This window comes from Lachnotalea sp. AF33-28 (assembly GCF_003477885.1).
Lineage (GTDB): Bacteria > Bacillota > Clostridia > Lachnospirales > Lachnospiraceae > AF33-28.
On record NZ_QUEE01000003.1, the window covers coordinates 76,797 to 93,133 of the forward strand.

The 16,337-nt window shown below is 50.4% G+C and carries 14 protein-coding genes and 2 tRNA genes; all 16 read right to left on the reverse strand.

Annotated features, from left to right (window positions below; genetic code table 11):
- Positions 1-61: 61 nt before the first annotated feature.
- Positions 62-1,321, reverse strand: coding sequence for a murein hydrolase activator EnvC family protein (locus DWZ56_RS05030; protein WP_118555301.1), 1,260 nt, complete (start codon positions 1,319-1,321; stop codon positions 62-64).
- Positions 1,322-1,352: 31 nt separating this feature from the next.
- Positions 1,353-2,261: a permease-like cell division protein FtsX gene (ftsX, locus tag DWZ56_RS05035; RefSeq protein ID WP_118555302.1), complete on the reverse strand. Its 909-nt coding sequence runs from the start codon at positions 2,259-2,261 to the stop codon at positions 1,353-1,355.
- A complete protein-coding gene (gene ftsE, locus DWZ56_RS05040; RefSeq protein ID WP_118555303.1) occupies positions 2,258-2,935 on the reverse strand; it encodes a cell division ATP-binding protein FtsE in 678 nt (225 codons plus the stop codon). The genes ftsX and ftsE overlap by 4 nt, the downstream gene beginning before the upstream one ends.
- Positions 2,936-3,016: 81 nt before the next feature.
- Positions 3,017-4,105 (reverse strand): PucR family transcriptional regulator, encoded by a 1,089-nt coding sequence (locus DWZ56_RS05045; protein ID WP_118555304.1) that lies wholly within the window; start codon positions 4,103-4,105, stop codon positions 3,017-3,019.
- Positions 4,106-4,308: 203 nt separating this feature from the next.
- On the reverse strand, positions 4,309-5,421 hold the full coding sequence (locus tag DWZ56_RS05050; protein ID WP_118555305.1) for an ABC transporter ATP-binding protein: 1,113 nt from the start codon (positions 5,419-5,421) through the stop codon (positions 4,309-4,311).
- Positions 5,422-5,604: 183 nt separating this feature from the next.
- A complete protein-coding gene (locus DWZ56_RS05055) occupies positions 5,605-6,459 on the reverse strand; it encodes a YitT family protein (RefSeq protein WP_118555306.1) in 855 nt (284 codons plus the stop codon).
- Positions 6,456-6,815, reverse strand: coding sequence for a hypothetical protein (locus tag DWZ56_RS05060; protein ID WP_118555307.1), 360 nt, complete (start codon positions 6,813-6,815; stop codon positions 6,456-6,458). The genes DWZ56_RS05055 and DWZ56_RS05060 overlap by 4 nt, the downstream gene beginning before the upstream one ends.
- A gap of 99 nt (positions 6,816-6,914) precedes the next feature.
- On the reverse strand, positions 6,915-7,910 hold the full coding sequence (locus DWZ56_RS05065; protein WP_118555308.1) for a CPBP family intramembrane glutamic endopeptidase: 996 nt from the start codon (positions 7,908-7,910) through the stop codon (positions 6,915-6,917).
- Between the two features lie 25 nt (positions 7,911-7,935).
- The gene (locus tag DWZ56_RS05070) at positions 7,936-8,769 is read right to left on the reverse strand and encodes a CvfB family protein (protein WP_118555309.1); all 834 of its coding nucleotides are present in this window, start codon (positions 8,767-8,769) and stop codon (positions 7,936-7,938) included.
- 28 nt (positions 8,770-8,797) lie between these two features.
- On the reverse strand, positions 8,798-9,502 hold the full coding sequence (locus DWZ56_RS05075) for an acyl-[acyl-carrier-protein] thioesterase (protein WP_118555310.1): 705 nt from the start codon (positions 9,500-9,502) through the stop codon (positions 8,798-8,800).
- 177 nt (positions 9,503-9,679) lie between these two features.
- A tRNA-Gln gene (locus tag DWZ56_RS05080) sits at positions 9,680-9,751 on the reverse strand.
- 200 nt (positions 9,752-9,951) lie between these two features.
- Positions 9,952-11,133, reverse strand: coding sequence for a cation diffusion facilitator family transporter (locus tag DWZ56_RS05085; RefSeq protein ID WP_118555311.1), 1,182 nt, complete (start codon positions 11,131-11,133; stop codon positions 9,952-9,954).
- On the reverse strand, positions 11,130-13,403 hold the full coding sequence (locus DWZ56_RS05090; protein WP_118555312.1) for a bifunctional diguanylate cyclase/phosphodiesterase: 2,274 nt from the start codon (positions 13,401-13,403) through the stop codon (positions 11,130-11,132). Before DWZ56_RS05090 ends, DWZ56_RS05085 begins: the two co-directional genes overlap by 4 nt.
- Before the next feature lie 14 nt (positions 13,404-13,417).
- Positions 13,418-14,257, reverse strand: coding sequence for a deoxyribonuclease IV (locus tag DWZ56_RS05095; RefSeq protein WP_118555313.1), 840 nt, complete (start codon positions 14,255-14,257; stop codon positions 13,418-13,420).
- Between the two features lie 81 nt (positions 14,258-14,338).
- Positions 14,339-14,418: transfer RNA gene (locus DWZ56_RS05100), tRNA-Leu, on the reverse strand.
- Positions 14,419-14,429: 11 nt separating this feature from the next.
- A complete protein-coding gene (locus tag DWZ56_RS05105) occupies positions 14,430-16,322 on the reverse strand; it encodes a diguanylate cyclase domain-containing protein (protein ID WP_158584451.1) in 1,893 nt (630 codons plus the stop codon).
- Between the last annotated feature and the right edge of the window lie 15 nt (positions 16,323-16,337).

Genomic DNA, 16,337 nt, shown 5'->3' on the forward strand with positions numbered 1-16,337 from the left:
AACAGGGGCTTCCTTCCCCTGTTTTTTATAATATTTGAAAAAGAATCCCGCCAGCGAACCGTTACGGGCTCACATACCCCAGGGGATCCACATAAGTCCCGTCTTTGGCCACTCCAAAATGCAGGTGAGGCCCTGTGGATTTACCTGTAGAACCCACTTTCGCGATCACCTGGCCTTGGGAGACCTTTTCCCCTGCCTCCACTTCCAGTACAGAGCAGTGACAGTAGGCAGTCGTAATTCCGTTTCCGTGATAAATCTTTATATAATTGCCGTTAATGGACGTATATCCCGCTACCGTCACCGTTCCTTCCGCGGCTGCCACAATATCCGTGCCAGTGGGCGCGCCCACATCCAGACCGCTGTGAAAGGCGCCCTTCTCCCCGGTGACCGGATCCACCCGGCTTCCGTAATAGGAGGTGATTCTCTTGCTGTCGGGAAGCGGCCAGATAAACCCTGTATTCGTATTGCCGCCCTCTGCCGGAGTCTCAGGTACGGTCTCGCCGTTTTCCTCCGCCCTGCGGCTCTCCTCCTCCGCCTTACGGCTGGCCTCTTCCTTAGATGCCTGAATGGAGGCTTCCACCGATTCCTCGATGCGCTTGATGATCTCCTTCTGTTCCCCGATCTCATCCTCGAAGTCCAGTACCTGCCCGGCGGCGTGATCGATCTTGGCCTCGGTCTTCTCCACTTCCAGCGTCTTGGCCTCTACCATTGTCTCCAGAGAGTTCTGCTTGGCTTCGTTCTGTTCCTTCAGGTCAGCCAGTTCCGCCAGCTCGGTCTCAAGCGCGCTCTCCTTCTGGCTGATTCCCTCCACCGTATCTTCATACACCCCCAGCATCTTTCTATCATATTCAGAAATCTGGGAAATATACTCCGCTCTGTTTAACACTTCCGCAAAGGATTCGGCAGAAAGCAGCAGTTCCAGATAAGACACCGGACTGTTTTCATACATATAGCGGATGCGCAGCTTCATCGCTTCATACTGCTCTTCCTCATCCGCTTTGGCCCCGGCTAACTCCTCCTTTGTGCGGTCGATCTCGGCCTGCTTCTCCTCCATCTGCCCGGCGATCTTTTCCAGCTCGGCGTAGGTCGCATTCAGGTCCTTATCCAGCTCTTCTATATACTTTTCAAGGTCACCTTTCAGCGCCTCCAACTCCTTCAGGCGCTTTTCTGTTTCCTTTTTCTCCTGTTCCAGGCGGTCGATCTCCCCCTTGGCGTCATCCACACCGGATGCGCTGCTGCTCGCAAGGGAAAAGCCTCCTATCATAAATGCTGTCAAAAACGCCAGCAGCATGCAGATATACTTTTTATGCGCTAATTTCAAGCCTTACCTCCTCACCCGGTCAGCGCAATCACTATACCCGCAGGTGCCTGCGTATGGAAAAGATACTTCCGAAGAAACCGATACCAGCACCCAGGATCAACGCAACCGGAGTCAATATGCCAAACACCTGGTTCACCGGCAAAAATACCAGCACACCAGACAATATACTGAATTTCTCCATTGCGAAACCAACCACCTTTTCATAAATCTGGTATACCACTACCAGGGGCAGGCTTGCTCCCACCAGTCCGATCAGAAGGCCTTCCACAACGAAAGGTTCCCGGATAAAGAAATTGGTGGCGCCGATCAGTTTCATAATACGGATTTCTTCTTTACGTACAGCGATCGACAGGGAAATTTTGTTGGCGATCAAAAAAATGGCAACCGCCAGCAGTATGATCAGTATTCCCGCCGAAACCAGTGTGATCAGTCGGTTCACGCTCACCAGGGCATCCGCCACCAGCGCAGAATAATTCACCTTTCTCACACCGTTGAGACCTTTTAAGTATTCCACAAATTCGTCCTGATTCTCCACATCTTTCAGAAATATTTCATAGGAATCGCATTCCGCCAGCGGATTGTCCTTCACATAACCGTCCGCCAGATTCGGAGCATCTTTAAAATAGTCCTGTCTGAATTCTTCCCATGCCTCGTCCGAGGATATAAAACGCATCCTCTCCACCTCGGGCCTAAGGGCGATCTCCTCGCCGATCGCCTGGATTGCCTCCATCGCCATGCCCTCATTGAAGAAAACTGTGATTCCCACAGAGCTCTCCATGGTCTTTACCATATTCTGAAAATTGGATGTGATGGAATAGAACACACACAGCAGAAAAACGCAGGCCGCAATGGTTCCCACCGAGGCCAGCGAAAACAGCTTATTCTTCCAAATGTTTTTTATGCCCTGCCTGAGACAGTACCAAAATGTGCTTATCTTCATTGTACATATCCACCTTTATCATCACTGACTATGACGCCTCTCTGCATGGTGAGAACACGTTTCTGCATCTCATCCACGATCTCCCGGTTATGGGTTACCACCACTACCGTGGTTCCATTCTGATTGACCTGATCCAGAATGCGCATAATCTCCCTGGAATTCTCAGGATCCAGGTTACCGGTGGGCTCGTCCGCAAACAGATACTCCGGCTTATTCACCAGCGCCCGCGCGATGGCCACGCGCTGCTGTTCACCGCCGGAGAGCTGTCTCGGATAGCTCTTATATTTGGCGGACAGACCTACCATATTCAGCATCTCAGGCACCCGGCGGCGAATCTCCTTTCCGGAGGCGGAGATCACTCTCTGCGCAAAGGCTATGTTATCATAGGCGTTCCGATCTTTTAGAAGGCGGAAATCCTGAAATACCACGCCGATCCTGCGGCGGTATTTCGGTATGTAGCGTTTCTTCATCTTATTGATGTTGACGCCATCCACAGTAATAGAACCGGAGTCCGGCTCCAGTTCCTTCATGAGCAGCTTGATCAGCGTGGACTTGCCGGAACCGCTGCTGCCGACGATAAATACAAACTCACCGTCCTCAATGGTCAGGTTTATCCCGCGAATCGCTTTTGTTCCGCTTTTGTAACTCTTACATACATCTTTTAGTACAATCATTATTTACCCTCTGTAGATAGTTCATTGGTGCCCCGGCATAGCGGCCATTTTGAAGGGCGGGCCCGAAGGCCCGCTCTTTCTCTAGTTGTTTAATGTCTCCATGTAATTCATATATTTCACTACCATGAGCGCGATCTTAAACGTGATCGCATCTTCAAACACACGCAGGTCCAGCCCAGTGCTCTTCTGCAGCTTATCCAAACGGTATACCAGAGTATTTCTGTGTATATACAGCTGTCTGGATGTCTCGGAGACATTCAGGTTGTTCTCAAAGAATTTATTGATTGTGGTCAGCGTCTCCTCATCCAGGTCATCCGGTGATTTCCCGTCAAAGATCTCCTTGATAAACATGCGGCAGAGAGACATGGGCAGCTGATAGATCAGACGGCCGATGCCTAAGTTGTTGTAAGCCACCACATTTTTATCGCTGTAGAAAATCTTGCCCACATCCAGCGCCATCTTAGCTTCCTTATAGGATCTTGAAACCTCTTTGATCTCATGCACAATGGTGCCATATGCCACGTGCACCTTGGTCATCGCCTCGGTATTGAGCATATCCAGGATCACCTTGGCGGTCTTTTCCATATCGTCATAGGTCTCGCCCGGCTTCAGCTCCTTCACCAGGATGATATTTTTCTCATCCACTGCGGTGATGAAATCCTTGGTCTTGGCGGAGAACAGGCTCTTCACCGTCTCCAGGGCGTTGGTATCATTTTCATTCTTTGTTTCTATAACAAATACCACACGTTTCACATTGATGTCAATATGAAGTTTCTTGGCACGATTGTAAATATCTACCAGCAGCAGGTTGTCCAGCAGCAGATTCTTGATAAAGTTGTCCTTGTCAAAGCGTTCCTTATAAGCCACAAGCAGGTTCTGGATCTGGAATGCTACTACCTTTCCCACCATGTATACATCATCCCCGCCGCCCTTGGCGAGCAGGATGTATTCCAGCTGATGCTCGTCAAACACCTTGAAGAACTGATAGCCCTGGATCACCTGGCTGTCCGCGGGAGAATCCACAAACGCGACTACGGAGACCTCATACTGTTCCGCATCCGGAAACGTGGTCGCCAGCACCTTGCCTTCGGTATCACAGACACACAGATCTGTTCTGGTAATTCCTTTTAACCCCTCAATCGTATTCTGAAGTATCTGGTTTGAAATCATTTCGCACACTCCTTATTCTCTTCTATTTGCCGGAAATCCCATCGGAATTGCCGGATGCTCTGCTCCATATCTGTTTTCAAATTTACTTCTATGTACACCTTTCTTTATTTTAATGCATAAGTAGAAAAAAAAAAAGAGGAAATGTACATATTTTATACATTTCCTCAAATTTTTAAAATTTTCCGATTACAAAGGAGAATTTATTAGTTTAAAATCACTAATTCGGTATCCTTATCAAAGATATGTATCTTTGTCAGATCCATAGCAAATTTCACCGTGTCACCAGGTCTGGCTGTTGTACGGGGATGAACTCTGGCTGTGAAGTTCACTTCTTCGATATCAAAGTACAGATAAACTTCCGCACCTAACATCTCGTAAACTCTGATCACAGCTTCAAAGATACTTCCGGGAGAGTTCGCAAGGAACGCTTCCTCATCATGGATATCCTCAGGACGGATACCGAGAACAACCGTCTTTCCGTCATAACCGCCATCCAGCAGGATCTTGGATTTCGCTTCAGGAAGGATAATGGTGTGCTCACCAAAAGTCAGTGTGGCTTCGCTGCCCTTCTTGCTAACGGTAGCTTCGATCATGTTCATCTGAGGAGATCCGATGAATCCGGCAACGAACTTATTGCAAGGCTTATCATACAGGTTCTGAGGAGTATCTACCTGCTGAATGATACCGTCTTTCAGAACTACGATTCTGGTACCCAGTGTCATAGCTTCTGTCTGGTCATGGGTTACATAGATGATCGTAGTTTCCAGTCTCTGATGCAGTTTGGAAATCTCGATACGCATCTGTACACGGAGTTTTGCATCCAGGTTGGACAGCGGCTCATCCATAAGGAATACCTTAGGATTACGAACGATAGCACGTCCCATAGCAACACGCTGTCTCTGACCACCGGACAGAGCCTTCGGTTTACGGTCTAACAGCATCTCGATACCCAGGATTCTTGCAGCTTCATTCACCTGTCTCTCGATTTCTGCCTTAGGTGTTTTTCTTAATTTTAAGCCGAATGCCATGTTATCATACACGGTCATATGCGGATACAGAGCATAGTTCTGGAAAACCATCGCGATATCTCTGTCCTTAGGCTCTACGTCATTTACAAGCTTGTCTCCAATGTATAATTCACCGGAGCTGATCTCTTCCAGTCCTGCGATCATACGAAGTGTTGTAGATTTACCACAACCTGAAGGTCCAACGAAGATGATGAATTCTTTGTCAGCGATCTCAAGATTGAAATCTTTTACCGCAACGAATCCATTCGGGTAAACCTTACATACATTTCTTAATGATAAACTAGCCATTTTTCATCCTCCATTTTCAAACTGACTATTATGGTGTTATTGAATCATGGTTTTATCATACACCAACCGCTATTTTAATGCCATATTTTAATTTACCAAAAAGTTTTTTGGGGATTTGTCTATTTTGTATACGGCAAAAAAAAAGTGAGTTTAATTACAAATAATTGTCCAAAATCCTATTTTTTACTGTCTAAATTCTCTAAACCCTTCTCCCAGAACTTCCCTGGCATCACTCACTATGACGAATGCGTTCGGATCAATCTGCTCCACAATGTCCTTTAACTGCACGATTTCCTTCTTGGAAACCACGCAGTAAAGCACTGTCTTGTCCTCATTTGAGTACATTCCTGTGGCTCTAAGGCCCGTCACGCCGCGGTCAAGCCTCTGCATGATCTGCTCTGCAATCTCCTCACAGCAGCCCGATATGACATAGGCCTGCTTGGCGAATTTCGTTCCCTCTATGATGCTGTCGGAGACCTTGCTGATGATGAATACGGCCAGCACCGCATACAGCGCATACTGTATGCCGAAGATAAAGGCGCCTGCCAGCACGATGGTCCCGTCCAGCACCTGGAGGATCTCCGCCACCGAATAATGCTTTAAATAGCGCTGTATGAGCACCGCCAGCAGATCCGTTCCTCCGGTGGTGGCCATGGAGGACAGCACAAGGCCCAGCCCTACGCCCGTCAGCACGCCGCCGAAGATGGCGGTCAGAAACAGATCGTCCTTAAGCAGCACCATGCCGGGAATCACGCCCAGGAAAGCAGACAGGGCCAGTGTAGCCGCCAGCGTCCTGGCTAAGAATCTGGCGCCCTTTATCTTAACCGCGAAGAAAAAGAGGGGGATATTCAGCACCACCGTCGTGAGCCACAGCGGCAGGCCCGTCAGTTTTTTTACAATGATAGCGATGCCGGAGACTCCGCCGGTTACCAGGTTCATCGGCTCAAACAGGGCGTTAATGGCAAACGCCATGATAAACGTCCCCACCAGTATGCGGACATAATCCGCAGCAGCATTTTTCTTCAGCTTCTGGTTCATTGAGCCTCCCATTTCCCAAGCAGGTCCTCTGCCTGTACATTGCCGTCCCGCCTGCACATTAAGACCTTCACCTCGTCGTGATCCATGCCGGCGTAGTAGCAGTCATAATAGATATGTTTTCGCTCTTTTCTGCTTAAGAATTCTGTCGTCTGGGCATCGAAATACGCCTTTTCTCCCTGACGCCCCAGCACGTATGCCGCTGATGCTTCCGCCTGTCCTTCCTTACGCTTTCCAAAAACCTTCATGGAGTCGCCGCTGCTGCTGCGGAAAGGCCGGCCGCTATACGGCGCATTGATCTCCAGACCTGTGTAAAAATAATCCCCATTCTCATACAGAATATCGGAATCCACAATCATGCCATCACCTCACACAATACCTTACTCCTATTTTGCAGTAAATAAGCTTTTTTATGCATGTAAGCGTAAGACGGCGCACGGCGCAAAATTCCGCATCAGTTATAAAATGAAAAACATAGCGATACAGAGTATTATGCCCAGAATGGCCCATATATCCACCACATGCCTGGGCTTTAAGTCCTTATCCTGTATAGATCGGACGCTTTCAGCAGCTTTTCGCTTTTTAGACGAGAAGAGAACACGGAGGTGTCCGAAACGTCCGTTTCTTTTAGCAATGGCGATCAGCAGCAAAACCGCCAGGGCTGTGGTTGCTATGGCAATGAACCCCATGACAAGGATGCCGGAAGCCAGAAACAGATTCTGCAGAGCCTCGGCGGACATGCCGGGGTAGAGCGCACTTAAGCCTGACTCTTCCAGGGCTGCCGACAAATCTCCGGAGGCAGCGCCGCCGTCTGAGGGCGCTGTCAGATAGGTCAGGACCACGCTGGTTCCGTTGTACAGAAAATGCGCAAGCATAGACGCATAAATGCTTCCGGTAGCTTCGATCAGCAGCACGAACATGATACCCATAAAGAATGCATAGCAGAACTGGTTTAAGTTCATGTGCAGCAGCCCAAACATCAGGGCGCTTATGAAGGCGCCGGTCCAGATGCCTCTGCGGCGGTAGGTGTGATAGAGCATACCCCGGCAGAAAAATTCTTCAAATACCGCGGGCACAACCGCGATTACCAGCAGGGCTGCCGGCATGGGCAGTCCCGACAGTATGTCCAGCACTCCGGCGGCCGCATTGTCCGCAAAGAACATGGAGAACATGTTGATTACCATGATCAGCGGATACATGCAGTATGTGAACAGGACCACTAAAAGCACGGTCAGCAGATCCAGACGTTTCCTTTGTATCCATCGAAACGGATTGTTCCGGGTCACCAGGCAGTAAATGGCCGTGGGAAGCATGATCCCAATCTCTCCTGCCACCAGCAGCACCGGCACCGGAACGGGGATATATCGGGCAAGGAAACCGGTGAAGAAACTGACTGCCAGATAGGACAGCACGGTCACCGGAAACAGTATGTTCGCACCTCTTATCGTCTTCATTTTCTTCCTCTTTTCTTAATGCCAGTTATATTTTTCGGATAGATTTCTCTCCCATAGCTATGCGGCCTTCCTTGAGCAAATGGCCAACCGCCCGTTTAAACGCATTTTTACTGATGCCCAGCTCTCGTTTAATCACTTCCGGGGACGCTTTGTCGGTAAACGGCAGCACGCCTGCATATTCATCTATGACCTTCATGATCTGTTCGGCATCATCTTCGATCTGCAGATAGGCTTTCTCCCTGACAGACAGATCCAGCCGCCCGTCCTCCCGAACCCGGGCCACCCTGGCGCGGACACGGTCGCCGCACCGTAAGGGCTTCGCCGTCTCTCCGGCCGGAATGCGGCCGTGATAGCGGCAGTCCACAGCCACAAAGGCTCCCAGACGCTCATTCACTTCATATACAATGCCTTCCACCTGATCGTCCGTTTTGTAGGGAGAGCCCTCTTCCAGATAATCGTACACTTTCATCGTGGCGCAGAGACGGCTGCTTTTGTCGATATAGAGCGCTGCAAGGCACTCATCCCCTTCTTTTACCTTGTAAGTCTGTTCCTTAAAGGGAAGAAACAGATCCTTGTCCAGTCCCCAGTCCAAAAATGCGCCGATCCGGCTCACGGATACCACTTTCATCACTGCCGGATGCCCGAAAACCACTGCGGGTTCCTGGGTGGTGGCCACCAGCCTGTCCTCTGAGTCACGGTAAATAAACACCTCCAGGCTGTCCCCAACCGCCGTGCCCTCCGGCACCAGCTTGCGGGGCAGCAGCACAGCCTGACCTTTCTCCTCTTTCTCCCCCACATAAACGCCGTGGTCCGTGGTTCTGCATACGGTCAGAACCTGCTTCTTACCCAATTCTATCATGGATTACCTCTTTTCCTTCTATCCTGGTTTAAGCCAAAAATTCCATGGCCGTGCAGGGCAGTCCGCCCTCGTCATACAGTGTGACGGCATAGCCGTCCTGAAGATGCGCGGTCACGGGATGCAGCACATCTCCCAGCACAGCGGCCTTCTTATACTCCACGCGCAGCCTGGAGGGCATAAAGCCGGCCGGCAGCGTTTCCTGAGCCATAAATACATACTGGGCGTTGTTTACATGGTGGTTTGTATCGATCTGATTTCTGCCGATCGTGATGGGAACGCCCTTTTCCCCTTCTTTTACGGGCTGAAGCTTGCGGCCGGAGTATCCCATATCCAGACGCGGTTCTCTCTCATAACCGCGTATCTCATCCTCCGAGGCCTTAACGGGCCTGCCGCTGTCGGTATCCACATAAAACCAGACGGAATTCGCCTTGACCAGATACTTCCCGGCCATATCGCGCATAAAGAAGTTACGGTATCCGTAAAACGCTTTAAAATCATACGGATAAGTGCCTGTCTGCACCGTCTCTCCAAGCTTTGGCCGGCGCAGGATCTCAAGCTGCCAGGAATTGAGCAGCCAGGCGCGGTGCCTGCCCTTAAGCATCTCAAGGCCAAGATTTAAATCCTCCGACTGAAATGTGCTGCAGTCCTGAAAATAGTTTAATATGTTCCCCAGCTTGAGCTGCCGGTCCTGGTCCACCTCGCTGTATCTGATTCTGTTTTCTATTATGTACATAGTTCGCCTCATTTCTGCATCTGTGTCCAAACAAATGACACGGTTTTATTATAACCTGCCGGCGCCGGCTGCGCAAGCTTTTCACTGTAAACACTTTCCTGTTAAAATCAATAAAAAATCACTGGGACAAGAACGAAAAAAACCGCAGCACCTGATGTGCTGCGGCATTCTAAAAAGCTGGGCTACCAGGATTCGAACCTGGAAATGCTGGAGTCAGAGTCCAGTGCCTTACCGTTTGGCGATAGCCCAATCTGTAACGAACAAATGGTATTATATACGATAATTTCTATTTTGACAAGCCCTAATTTTTATTTTTTTATATTTTTTGTGTTTTTTATTCTGTGTTTTTAAGAGCACACGGCAGGGGCATATACCAATAAGGACCGTACCCCGCCCTGCACGCGCATGAAGTTTGCAAATACCTCGGAGGACAACACTCTGACCCGTTTTCAGCAGGTTCCACCCATATAACTTTTTTCCGCTGTTATCACACAGTGGCATCTCTGATCGCGCTCTGCCACCCTTGCCGTAATGCGCTTTTTCATAGCGTCCATGTCCTCCGACCGCATGCTGCGCGGCAGCACCAGGTCGAATATGAGGTTTATGCTGTCCCTGCCGTGCACGAGACGAAAATCGTGAAAGCTTAATTCTTCGCATTCTTCCTTCACCACTTCTTCCAGCATCGCCCGGAACTGCTGCACCTCTTCGCTGCGCGTATCTATGGGATCCATATGTATCACAAGAAAGATCCCCAGAGTCCGCATGGCATCCCGCTCTATCCGGTCCACGATCTCATGGGACGCCTCTATATCCGCGTCACAGGGCACTTCAGCGTGGATCGATGCCATGCTGCGTGAAGGACCGTAATTGTGCACAATCAGGTCATGGCTTCCCACAATCCCGTCATAACCCTCAACAAACTCCGTAATGCTTTTGTATAACTCCGGATCCCCGGCCTCCCCGATCAGCGAATTGACGGTCTCTTTAGCGATGTTAAACCCCGCATACATGATCATGCCGGATACCACCACGCCCACATAGCCGTCGATATTCCAATGCAGAAACCTGTAAATCAGGATAGATCCCACCGTGGCCGCAGTCACCAGCACATCGTTCATGGAATCCACGGCCGTCGCCTTCAGCACGGAAGAATTCACACGCTTGGACAGCCGCCTGTTAAAAAATGACAGCCACAGTTTCACCCCGATGGAAAGCAGCAGGATGCAAAGTGAAAGGCCGCCGAAGATCAACTCCTCCGGATGAAGGATCTTCTGAAAGGAGCTCTTTAGAAACGTCCAGCCCACCTCCAGCACCAGAAAGGACACAATCAATGTGGTAATATACTCTATCCTGCCATGGCCGAAGGGATGATCCGCATCCGCCGGCTTCTCCGCCATCCGTATTCCCACAAAGCTGATGACAGATGACGCGGCATCCGACAGGTTGTTAAACGCGTCCGACATGACGGAAACACTGCGGATCAGCATGCCTGTTACCAGTTTTACCGCAAACAGCAGCACATTGCAGGCAATTCCCACCACGCTTGAGAGCATCCCATAAGCCGTCCGCACCTTGATGCTGCCTGTATTCCGATAATCCTTAACAAATTTTCTAACCAGTAATTCCGTCATTTTATTCCTCCGGCATCTTTTAATATGTATCCGTCTCTGCATCTCTCCAGCATCGGCCGGAATTTTTCCACCGGCATCGGCTTTGCAAATACATAGCCCTGGACCACATCACACCCGATATTTCTTAGAAAATCCACCTGTTCCACGCTTTCCACCCCTTCTGCGATCGTCCGCATCCGGAGCTCCCGCGCCATGGAAACGACATGCGAGATGACGATCCTCTCCCGCTTAATATCCACGCCCTCCCTGAAAAAGAGCACATCCAGCTTGAGGATGTCAAGAGGCAGGTTTTTCAGGATGTTTAAGGAGCTGTAGCCCGCCCCAAAATCATCCAGCGAGCAGAGAAAGCCCTGTTTTTTAAGCTCCAGAACCGCAGAGCAGAATATATCGATGTCTTCCAGGATGATGCTTTCCGTAAATTCAAGCTCCAGCAGTCCGTCCGGAATTCCGTATCTGTTTTTCACGCTCACATAATAGTCCACAAAATCCGGCTGCAGAAGTCCCAGGCGGGATACATTCACCGCAATGTTCAGCTCTTGCCCACCGTTTTTAAGATGGTCTGCAAGCCAGATGCAGGCATTTTCAAACATATATCGGTCTAATGAAACAATAAATCCGTTTTTCTCAAACACCGGTATGAAGACCCCGGGCGATATCAGCTCCTGATCGGTCTGCCAGCGCGCCAGCACCTCCGCTCCGGCAATCCGGTCCTGCTGCTGTATATTCACCTTAGGTTGAAAATAGAGCACAAATTCCCTGTTCTTAAGCGCCGCCCTCATCCGGGACTCCAGCTCCGTCTCCCTGTAGACCAGACCGCGCATTTCTTCCGAATAAAAAGCCACCCTGCTGCCGCCCATTTCCTTCACCGATTCCTGAGCTATCTTCGCTCGGTCTATCATATCGTTTAAGGACAGATGCTCTACAAATTCTCCCGCACAGTACGCCCCTATCACGATCTCCAGGCAGAATCCTCTCGCATCCGTTTCTCCCCAATAGTTGACCGCAGCGGCCAGCCTGTCAAACCAGTCCGTAAATTCTGCACGGCTGATCTGGCCGATGATCCCGACAAAATTATCCGCCGATGTGCGGCAAAAGTATTCGTCTTCGTTCACACTGTCCAGAAAAACCGATGACAGACACTTTAGAATCCTGTCTCCTTCGTGATATCCGAACATATCATTAAAGTACTTAAATTTTTTGATATCACAGTACCACACTACAAAGTCACGGTCATGGCGCTTTCTGATGTAATCCTGCACAACCGTCCTGAATTTATTCAGATTCCAATTGCCCGTCAGGGGATCCGTATAAGCCAGCTCTTCCAGCCGGTTCCTGTGCTTCTGCTCCTGTGTATTCATCCGATAGTAGATCACCAGAAAAAACAGCAGCATTACCACCACAAAAGTCAGCGAGTAAGCCACCAGCTTTCCGTAAGTCTGGTGCACCAGAGACTTCGGCACCGCTCCTACCACAAACCAGCCGCCGGCGTCCAGAGGCTCAAAGGCCAGATAATATTGCCCGTCGCCTATCGTGCACACCGTACTTGCCGGTGTTTGCTTTTTTGAAGCCTCTGAAGCGGCCAGAAATGCCTCCTCAAGCTCTCCTGCCAGCCTGGCCAGGCTCTCGGCCAGCTGTGCGGAATGCTCGGAATGAATCACCACCTGTCCTGCTCTATTTACGATGCAGGAGAGTCCATAGCCGTCAAAAATCGGGGTATTTAATATATTGGCATAGATTTCAGGCCGGTTGGCGGCAAACAGGACTCCTTCGGGCCCTTCTTCCGCCTGAAGCGGCACAGCCACGCCGATCAGCTGTTCCTCACCCATATAGGCGGCGTCTATGGTGTCCATCGCGGGCCTGCCTTCAAGCGCATCTATAAAGATCGGCTCCTGTGAGAAGTCGACTTTCTCATAATAGTTTCCCTCCAGCTCCACCAGCTCTCCGACTCCGCGGCTGTTGATGATCCCCATCTGCAGAAACGAGTTATTATCGTTGATCTTCCTTAAGATATGCTCCATGTCCTCAAACGCAGAATCTATCCGATCCGCAATGCTGTAGGAAATCCCCAGCAGAGTCTGGATATCTCCGTCTATCTGTTTTTCTATCGCAGTCTTATTCTGGATCACTGCATCCTGCAGTTTGCTCTCATTGTCCTGCTCGTTTAAAATGAGTATCTGAAACAGGAACACACCGATACACAGAATAAAGAGAACGCCTGCCAGTATCATGGCAAGGAACGTATGCCGTTTCTTTTTTTCCAGTCTTTCCATATCCCGGTCCCGCCTCACATCTCTTCTTGATAGTGTCCGCACAGCATTTTGATTTCCGCAGCATAGCCGTCCAGATCATTGGGCGTCTCCAGATAGAACGGCAGTTTTTTAAGATCCGGATGATTCATCATACGCACCAGAGCCTCCGCTCCTATATTTCCCTCTCCGATTTTGGCATGCCTGTCCTTACGGCTGCCCAGCACATTTTTACTGTCATTTAAATGCACAGCCTTCAGCCTGTCCATCCCTATTATGCGGTCAAATTCGTCCAGCACCGCATCCAGCGAATGTGCGATATCATAACCCCCGTCAAACACATGACAGGTATCCAGACACACGCCCATCTTCTCCGAAAGCTTTACACCGTCCAGTATGGCCCTAAGCTCTTCAAAACGTCCGCCCACCTCGCTGCCCTTGCCTGCCATCGTCTCCAGCAGAACCGTCGTATGCATGTCCGGCCACAGCACCGTATTCAGCATTTCAACGATATACTGGATGCCGGTCTCAGTGCCCTGCTTCACATGGCTTCCCGGGTGGAAATTATAGAGATTTCCTGGCAGATACTCCATCCGTTCCAGGTCCTCTTTCATGGCTCTGACCGCAAACCCCCTGGTCTTTTCTTCAGCAGAACAGCCGTTTAACGTGTAGGGGGCATGGGCAAGGATCACGCTGATCTCATGCTCTTTGGCGTAATCCAAATACCGTCGTATATCTTCTATGTCCAAAGCCCGCACATTGCCTCCCCTGGGATTGCGCGAAAAGAACTGAAACGTATTGGCCCCGATCCGGACCGCTTCTTCCCCCATGGCCAGATAGCCTTTGGAGATGGAAAGGTGACATCCTATTTTTAACATATCATTTTCTCCTGACTGTGAGTTCCGGTCGGTCTGTGAAATGAACAAAAACAGCCCCCTAAGTTTCCCTGGGGGCCCGCATGCGGATAACAGGAGTCGAACCTGCACGGTCTCCCACTGGAACCTAAATCCAGCGCGTCTGCCAATTCCGCCATATCCGCATTCCCCTGAATTATACCCGATGAAAAGGCAGGTTGTCAACAGAATCGTCGGAACCTATGATAAAAAACCTGTTTTTGCCGTTCTGTTTTGCCTGATACATGGCCTGATCCGCCAGTCTGTATACTTCCTGATAGTTTCCGCCGTGCGCCGGGATGGCTGCTATGCCGATGCTGGCCGTAATTTTCAGGGCTTCGCCTCCGATGCTGATATCCCTTAAATGCTCCAAGAGCCGGCCGGCCTTTTCTGCGGCTGCCGGGACGCTGTCTGTATCCGCCATAAACACCACGAATTCGTCGCCGCCCGCTCTGCCTGCCAGGTCTGTTTGCCGGAATACTCTTCGTATCACTGTTCCCACCTGTGCAAGGAGACGGTCCCCAGTCATGTGTCCCAGCCGGTCGTTGACCAGCTTGAAATTATCGATATCAATCATAAACAGGAAGCCGTGCACCCCGGCCGCGATCCTGGTCTCTATGCCCGTCTCCGCCGCATATTTATTAAGAAGTCCCGTGGTCGCGTCTACGGTGGACTTTTCCAGCAGCTCCTGCTCTTTGATTTTGCGTTCACTCACGTCCATCAGCTTTGCCAAAAGCTGGACGGGCATTCCCTTGTCATCTCTCACCACCTGATAGCGTAAGCCGCACCAGATATATTCTCCGTCCAGCCCAAGCAGGCGCACCTCCTGCTCCATGGGTTCTTCCGTCTCAATATCAGGATACTCAAATATCCGCTTTACCGCCGGCCGGTCATCCGGATGTATCAGCCGATCCGCCTGCGTACCTTGATTTGCCGGGTGTATCGTGAGTTCCTTTAACGGAAGCAGTTCGACGGCATTGGGCGTAAAGCTTAATGTATCCGTCCGGTAGTTATAGCTGCACAGAACCGTATCTGAAAATTTAGCCAATATGGCATACCCTGATTCCTGCAGGCGCAGCCTTCGTTCCTGGCGCATCAGCACCGTAAACAGGATCACTCCCAGCACTGCAATCAGCAGGATCAGCAGCAGGCTTATGGCCACCATATCCTGCAGGATACGGCCGGAATACTCCGATACATTATCCGCGTTCAGCAGGTTCACTATATGCCAGCCATTGTACCCGAGATCCGTTACGGAGATAAATACCATATGCCCGTCGATTAAGCCCAGCTTTTCAGTTTCGCCGTTGTGTCCGGCCATGCGCGCGATCGCTAAAGACAGCTCATCATTCCTGCCGATCCCCCGGGTCTCCTCGATCAGATTCCGAGGGGCAGGCTCACCGTCTTCGGGGTTGAATTGCTCCCCTACCGGTATCAGGTCCCCGTTTTCCTTGACCAGACAGCTTACCGCATGGTCATGCAGGGAATTGGTGATTACGCTCTGCACCAGCAGTTCTCCGTCCAGCACACTGCGCAGTACGCCCACCACCTCACCATGCTGTATCACCGGTACCGCAACGCTGAAGTAGTAACGTCCTCCCCGGCGGCGCGAAAACCGTACATCGCTGATCACGTTTTCCCGGTTCATCAACCGGTTGTATGTCTCCCTATAACTTTCGTTTTCTCCGACCTCCTTCATGGACACACGCAGATCCTCCATGGACTGATATTCCACGTCGTATCTTTCCTTGTTCTCGCTGATGGCTTCCAGATACTCCATCAGCCATCCGCTGTCCACCGAAGCATCCGATGTTTCAAATATTGCTGCAATCGCTTCCAAAGTGCCGGTGATATCTTCGATAACCGCCTGCATCTCCCTGTTCTGGCTCTCCGTGTAAGCCATCAGGTTCTCCTCCACAAGGGAGTCAAACACATGGTTCAGGCGCAGCCGAAAGCCGACAAATGCAAGACAGGTTGTTATACTGAACAGCATTATGCCGGCGGCAAACAGAATCACGCTCTTTTTATTGCTCTTGTTGTCGCTCCTCACCTTAGATTCCTCCAA

Coding starts and splice junctions, on each gene's coding strand:
- DWZ56_RS05050 (WP_118555305.1), bottom strand. CDS start 5,421: ATGGCTAGTTTATCATTAAGAAATGTATGTAAGGTTTACCCGAATGGA.
- DWZ56_RS05095 (WP_118555313.1), bottom strand. CDS start 14,257: ATGTTAAAAATAGGATGTCACCTTTCCATCTCCAAAGGCTATCTGGCC.
- DWZ56_RS05060 (WP_118555307.1), bottom strand. CDS start 6,815: ATGATTGTGGATTCCGATATTCTGTATGAGAATGGGGATTATTTTTAC.
- DWZ56_RS05090 (WP_118555312.1), bottom strand. CDS start 13,403: ATGGAAAGACTGGAAAAAAAGAAACGGCATACGTTCCTTGCCATGATA.
- DWZ56_RS05085 (WP_118555311.1), bottom strand. CDS start 11,133: ATGACGGAATTACTGGTTAGAAAATTTGTTAAGGATTATCGGAATACA.
- DWZ56_RS05075 (WP_118555310.1), bottom strand. CDS start 9,502: ATGTACATAATAGAAAACAGAATCAGATACAGCGAGGTGGACCAGGAC.
- DWZ56_RS05065 (WP_118555308.1), bottom strand. CDS start 7,910: ATGAAGACGATAAGAGGTGCGAACATACTGTTTCCGGTGACCGTGCTG.
- DWZ56_RS05045 (WP_118555304.1), bottom strand. CDS start 4,105: ATGATTTCAAACCAGATACTTCAGAATACGATTGAGGGGTTAAAAGGA.
- ftsX (WP_118555302.1), bottom strand. CDS start 2,261: ATGAAGATAAGCACATTTTGGTACTGTCTCAGGCAGGGCATAAAAAAC.
- DWZ56_RS05055 (WP_118555306.1), bottom strand. CDS start 6,459: ATGAACCAGAAGCTGAAGAAAAATGCTGCTGCGGATTATGTCCGCATA.
- ftsE (WP_118555303.1), bottom strand. CDS start 2,935: ATGATTGTACTAAAAGATGTATGTAAGAGTTACAAAAGCGGAACAAAA.
- DWZ56_RS05070 (WP_118555309.1), bottom strand. CDS start 8,769: ATGATAGAATTGGGTAAGAAGCAGGTTCTGACCGTATGCAGAACCACG.